4 protein-coding genes are annotated in these 6,030 nt (G+C 68.6%); 3 read left to right on the top strand and 1 reads right to left on the bottom strand.

Annotation, left to right across the window (positions count from 1 at the left end; translation table 11 throughout):
• Window positions 1-1,005 precede the first annotated feature (1,005 nt).
• A complete protein-coding gene (locus tag ACF088_RS28670) occupies window positions 1,006-1,437 on the top strand; it encodes an SgcJ/EcaC family oxidoreductase (protein ID WP_392378749.1) in 432 nt (143 codons plus the stop codon).
• Window positions 1,438-1,611: 174 nt separating this feature from the next.
• Here the strand turns inward: ACF088_RS28670 and ACF088_RS28665 are convergent, their stop codons facing one another.
• Window positions 1,612-2,523 (bottom strand): LysR substrate-binding domain-containing protein, encoded by a 912-nt coding sequence (locus tag ACF088_RS28665; protein ID WP_392378748.1) that lies wholly within the window; start codon window positions 2,521-2,523, stop codon window positions 1,612-1,614.
• A gap of 87 nt (window positions 2,524-2,610) precedes the next feature.
• Between ACF088_RS28665 and ACF088_RS28660 the strand changes: the two genes are divergently transcribed.
• Together ACF088_RS28660 and ACF088_RS28655 are read left to right on the top strand one after the other, a co-directional pair.
• Window positions 2,611-3,939, top strand: a complete 1,329-nt coding sequence (locus ACF088_RS28660) for an aspartate aminotransferase family protein (protein ID WP_392378747.1) — start codon at window positions 2,611-2,613, stop codon at window positions 3,937-3,939.
• 150 nt (window positions 3,940-4,089) lie between these two features.
• Complete coding sequence (locus tag ACF088_RS28655) at window positions 4,090-4,935, top strand: NAD(P)H-binding protein (RefSeq protein WP_392378746.1); 846 nt, start codon at window positions 4,090-4,092, stop codon at window positions 4,933-4,935.
• The last annotated feature ends 1,095 nt before the right edge of the window (window positions 4,936-6,030 follow it).

Here is a 6,030-nt window from a genome sequence, read left to right as displayed (position 1 = left end):
GGCTCCCGGCTCCCGGCTCCCGGCTCCCGGCTCCCGGCTCCCGGCTCCCGGCTCCCGGCTCCCGGCTCCCGGCTCCCGGCTCCCGGCTCCCGGCTCCCGGCTCGGACAGCCTCTTAGTATAGCCAACTCCATGCGACAGAATGCTCAACTTCCCATGAAGTAGCTGAAGTTGACCGCCGAAGCTCGCAGAAACAGCCAGGTCCACGGGCGTCGCCAACGCCTGTTCCCAGGGCAGGACGGGCAGACCCCACTCGGAGAACAGCTCACGTATGCCGCCTTGGAACGCGGATGACCCTGTTGACGTGACCAGTAGCTGGACCCGGAAGTCGTCACGGAACAGCGGTACTACGTCGAGCAGGCGTCCGGCCGAGGTGACGTTGTGCACGACGAACAGAACCCGGCGACAGGTCGCCCGACTGACCCAACGCTCGGAGCCCTCCCCGACCGGCACACGTATGACCGGGGGATCGGATGGCCCCACCTGTCACCTCCTACCGGCTGCACAGCTTCCGTGGCGCTTCTCGATCAGCCTAGCCAGTCCCCTGCCTCCGAACGAAAATCCTGGGGCAGCGGGAGGCACCGAGATCCGGCCGGCTCTGGGGCGCCTGATCCGCTCTCCCCTCCACCGGCCAACGAGGCCCAGCGTGGCGTACTACGGCGTCTGCAGAGCGGCACCGGCGTTGTGGTGCAAGAAGGCCCGCCGGGCGCGGGCAGGCACATACCGTCGCCGACCTCAGCTGCGCTTTGCTCGCTGGCCCACCGCGAAACACAGGCGGCCCGTATCCCGGCCTGCCGGCTCGGGGCCGCACTGTGGAGTGCGACGGGCCTTTGCTGGAGCCAAGCCTCCCGAACCGGCGTCGCAGTGCTGCTCCTCCTTGCGGACAGAGCCGGTGCCGGGTGATGTGGCTCCCAAGCTCAAGCACGGACAGCGACTTGCTCTGCGACGTAACGACGTGGGAATCGACTACCAGAGAGGTGCTTGATCTCAAGTGCAGTTGAGGTTGCATGCTGATCCGCATGAAGACGACTGCGAGCGATGGCCAGGTGCAGGAGGCCGAGAGCGAGGCGATCAAGCAGGTGATCGCCACCCTTGAGCACTCCCAGCAGAACGAGCTCCCCGGCGAGTTCATCGGTCTGTTCCGGCACGATGCGATCTGGACGACGGGCCACGGCAAGCGCCTCACAGGCCGCGATGAGATATCGGATTTCACGCACAAGGTGCTCCCCGGTGCGATGAAGGAATCGACGGCCACGTACGAGGTGGTGGATGTGCTGTTCATCCGCCCGGACGTGGCTGCCGTCAAGGTGCACGCCCAGTACTTGACGCTCGGTGGTCAGCCCATCGGGAACCCGGGCACTCCGCTCTACGTCATGGCGAAAGAAGACGGGAAATGGCGCCTGGTCGCCTGCCAGAACACGGAGATACTTGGCGGCTGACCCGACAAGGGCCTTACAGGTCGGCCGAGTTGGGAGACGACCCGGGCCCGTGCGGCCGGTGCCCATCCCGCCCGCGGCACCGGGAGCCGGGCGGCGGGCGAGCCGCTCTCCGAGACGGGTGCGCCACCGTGCTCATCGTCATGCCAGGGAACATCAGTGTTCTGACTCGATCTGTCACTCACGACGACCCAGCAGCGGCAGGCCGGGATTGTGCCGCAGCGCGTCCAGCACGACGCGCACCGCCGCGCGAGGTGGTGAGCCGCGGCGGATCGCCGCCGTGATCGTGCGCGTCACGGGGGCGGCGAGCTCCCGGGTGGCGACGCGATAGCGGTGGTCGACCGCCAGGCCGGGCAGCAGCGCGATCGACAGCCCGGCCTCGACGTGCTGCAGGGTCATCATGTAGTTGCTGAACCGGCACACCACCCGCGGCTCGAACCCCGAATGACGGCACAGCCGTAGCGCGAGATTCGCCATGTACGACTGTGGCATGTCGAATGCCCACGGCTCGTCCGCGTAGGCCGCGAGCTCCACGGCGCCGCGCCCGGCCGCGGGATGCTCGGCCGGGACCACCAGCACGATCGAGTCCGTGGCCAGCGGTACGAGGTCGAGGTCCGGCCCCAACGGCAGTTCGTCGAAGTCCGTGGTGGTGATGATGACGTCCGCGTCACCGACCCGCAGCGCGGGCATGCTCGCGTGCGGCTCCAGCTCAAGCAGCTCGACGTCCAGGTGTGGATGCTCGCGCGCCAGCCGGGTCACCGCCGGCACGGCCATGGTGTGGATCGCGCTCTGGAATGCCCCCAGCCGCACCAGCCCGGCCGGTTCCTGGCCGAACCCGCGCAGCTCCGCCTCGACAGTGTCCATGTGATCGAGGATCGCCCGCGCCCGCCGCGCGAGGATCAGCCCGGCCGAGGTCAGCCGCACCCGGCGTCCCGTCCGTTCAAGGAGCTGAGTGCGCGTCTCGGCCTCGAGCACGGCGAGCTGCTGAGACACGCTCGACGGGCTCAGGTTGGCAGCTTGGGCCACTGCCCGGACGGTGCCCAGCGTGTCCAGCTGGCTCAGCAGCCGCAGCCTCCAGGGGTTCATCACGCCCTCATTGTTGTGCGGATTTGCCGAACAGGACAGCCGGAATGGTGAGATGGACGTGTCACTCGGGGGCGACCTACCGTCGGAGGCATGGCTGCTTCGACCACCACCCCGCCGTCCACCGCAACCTTCTGGGCCGATGCCGAGAGGCATCTCGTACGCTACGGCGGCGAGTTCACCCGCGAGATCATCGACCACGCGGCCGGGAGTTTCCTGTACACCGCGGACGGCCGGAAGATCCTCGACTTCACCTCCGGGCAGATGAGCGCGATCCTCGGCCACTCGCACCCGGAGATCGTCGCGACCGTCCAGCGGCAGGTCGCGACCCTCGACCACCTCTACAGCGGCATGCTCAGCCGCCCGGTGGTCGACCTCGCCCGCCGGCTGGCCGACACACTGCCCGCGCCGCTGGAGAAGGCGCTGCTGCTGACGACCGGCGCCGAGTCGAACGAAGCCGCAATCCGGATGGCCAAGCTCGTCACCGGCAGGCACGAGATCGTCTCGTTCGCACGGTCCTGGCACGGCATGACGCAGGCCGCCGCGTCCGCCACCTACAGCGCGGGGCGCAAGGGCTACGGCCCGGGCGCGCCCGGCAACTTCGCCATCCCGGTGCCGAACGCGTACCGGCCCGACTTCACCACCGCCGATGGCTCGCTGGACTGGCAACGCCAGCTGGACTTCGCCTTCGACCTGATCGACGCCCAGTCGACCGGCAGCCTGGCCGCGTGCCTCGTCGAACCGATCCTCAGCTCGGGCGGAATCATCGAGCCACCGGCCGGGTATTTCGCGGCCCTGCAGGCCAAATGCCGGGAACGCGGCATGCTGTTGATCCTCGACGAGGCCCAGACCGGCCTCTGCCGCACCGGGACCTGGTACGCGTTCGAACGCGACGGGGTTGTCCCCGACATCCTCACCCTGTCCAAGACGCTCGGTGCCGGACTGCCCCTCGCGGCCGTGGTGACCAGCGCCGAGATCGAGCAGGAGGCGCACGAGCGCGGGTTCCTGTTCTTCACCACACATGTCGCCGACCCGCTGGTGGCAGCGGTCGGCAACACCGTCCTCGACGTGCTGATCGACGGCAAACTCGACGAGCGCGCGCACTCGCTCGGCGCGTTCCTCCGCCACGGCCTGGCGGACATCGCCAGGCGCCACGAAGTCGTCGCCGACATCCGCGGCCGGGGCCTGCTGGCCGGGCTCGAACTCGTCGTCGACCGCGAGACGAAGCAGACCTCGGACGAACTGGGCGCGCGCGTCACCCGGCGCTGCTTGGAACTCGGCCTGCACATGAACATCGTCCAGCTCCCCGGCATGGGCGGAGTCTTCCGGATCGCGCCGCCGCTGACCGCCACCGAAGACGAGCTCTCGCTCGGCTTGACGATGTTGGATACGGCGATCGGCGACGCCTGCGCCGTCCTCTGATCACGCTGCTGGTGCCGGCCAGGTGGGTCGTGGGCAGCCCACGGGATGGTCTCTTTCCCAGGCATGCGCCGGATGTGCGGGCGGCCTCGGCCTCGGTGCACCGGGGCCGGCAGGCGGAATACTCCGAGCACGGCCGAGGCTGACGTGATCATGAGTGAGATTCTGGTAACGGGCGCGACCGGCAATGTCGGCCGACAAGTTGTGGTTCAGCTCCTGGCCACGGGCACCGCTGTGCGTGCATTGGCGCGTGAGCCCGCAACAGCCGGGCTACCGGATGGAGTCAAGGTCGCAGGCGGGGACCTGTCCGAGCCGGACACGCTGGAGGGGGCACTGACGGGGACCGGCACAGTGTTCCTGATCTGGCCATTCCTTACGACCAAGGGCGCGCCCGCCGTGCTGGAGGCGATCGCACGACATACCCGCCGCATCGTCTACCTCTCCTCGTCAGGTGTGAACGAGAACGCCGTACGGCAGACCGATCCGATCACCCAGCTCCACGCCGATATGGAGCGCCTGATCGAAGAATCCGGCCTGGAGTGGACCATCCTGCGGTCGAACACGATCGCCTCCAACGGGCGCGGGTGGGCCCAGCAGATCCGCACCACGCGCGCCGTTCGAGGCCCCGACATCGCCGCTACAGCGGTGATCCATGAGCGCGATATCGCGGCTGTGGCGGTACATGTGCTGACCGAGGACGGGCATGTGGGCGCGAAGCACGTCCTGACCGGTCCGCAGGTACTGAGCAGAGCCGAGCAGGTACAGACGATCGGGGAAGCGATCGGCCGCCTGGTGACCTTCGAAAGGGTCCCCCTACAAGCCGCACGCCGGCAGATGCTCGCCGACGGCAGGCCGCCTGCTCTCGTTGAGGCGCTGCTGGCCGGCGCTGAAACGCGGCCCGAGTCGAACCTGATCACCTCCACGGTGGAAGAGATCACCGGAATCCCGGCGCGCACCTTCCGCTCATGGGCGGAAGAGCATGCGGACGAATTCCGCTAAGGGCTGTCCCGTAATCCCTGGCGGGCGTACGACGACCGCTACGGCACTCCCCCCGGCTCACTCCGGGAGGCGCCCCACGCCGCGTCGCCGGAACGCTTACGGTCCGCCCGTCGGCAGCCGCACCGGGCCGGGGCGAGGCAAGGCCGCCGGAACACGTGCCGCGGCCGTACGAGCAGCTCTCTCGGAGCGCTCTCGCGTCCTCGTCGAGATCGGCGCGGGCCTCGGCCTCCGACAGGGGGAGGCGCTTGGCCTGTCATGGAGGACAGCGACTTCGACGAGGAGGTCGTGCACGTCCGGCCCCAGGTCAAGATGCTGCGGACGAAGCTGTGCTGCGCTTCCCGGAGATGCCGCCGCACCCCCCTTCCAGACCCGCATTCGTGCAGGTCGTACCGGGTGCGGCGGCGTTCTCGTGCAGGCTCGTCAGATGTCCCGGAAGAGACCGAAGAGGCCCGTGACCTGCGGCGATGGGCAGTCGTGGGGCGCTGACCAGCATGAACGGCCTTTCGGCTGTTTCACGCACGTGCCTGTTGATGCAGCTGGAAGTCCCAGAGAAGTCCCAGGGCGTTCCCAGCGGTGGCGGCCCATGCAGCGTGAGCCTGCATGGTGTGCGCTCACGTGCGCCCTTCCTCAGTACTGCGTGGTTCTCGGCGTTGGTCAACGTGGGAACAGACCGTCGGCGTCCACCGCCAGGTAGGTCTCGGGTGTGGTGGCTTCGAGGGCCACCGGAGTGAGGGTGAAGCGCGGGGTGTCCGTCAAGCGGTGTGCCCAGGACCGGTCGCGGGAGGTCGTGAAGACCCTCGCGGAGCCGGCGCTGGACGATGGGCCTGACTTCCTCCTGACGCTCGCGGTATTCGCGGCGACCGGCCGTCGACCGCCTCAAGCCGGTAGTTGAGCGCACCGAAGGCGCTGGCTTCGCTGCCGTATTCGAGCACGACGTTCGAGGTCAGCCGCCTTCCGGCGTTGTACTCGTGCAGGCGGGGACCGTCGTGAAGGTCCAGATACGCGTTCAGGGGCGCGATCCGCGCCCCGATCTCGCGCAGGGTGTAGTGCGGCCGGTTGAGCCAGGGGGAGAAGCCACGTCCCACGCCGCCCCGC

It is taken from the genome of Streptomyces sp. NPDC015125, from assembly GCF_043080045.1.
Taxonomy (GTDB): Bacteria; Actinomycetota; Actinomycetes; order Streptomycetales; family Streptomycetaceae; genus Streptomyces.
Note: the sequence above shows the minus strand (reverse complement) of the source record. Positions and strands in the feature narration are given on the sequence as shown.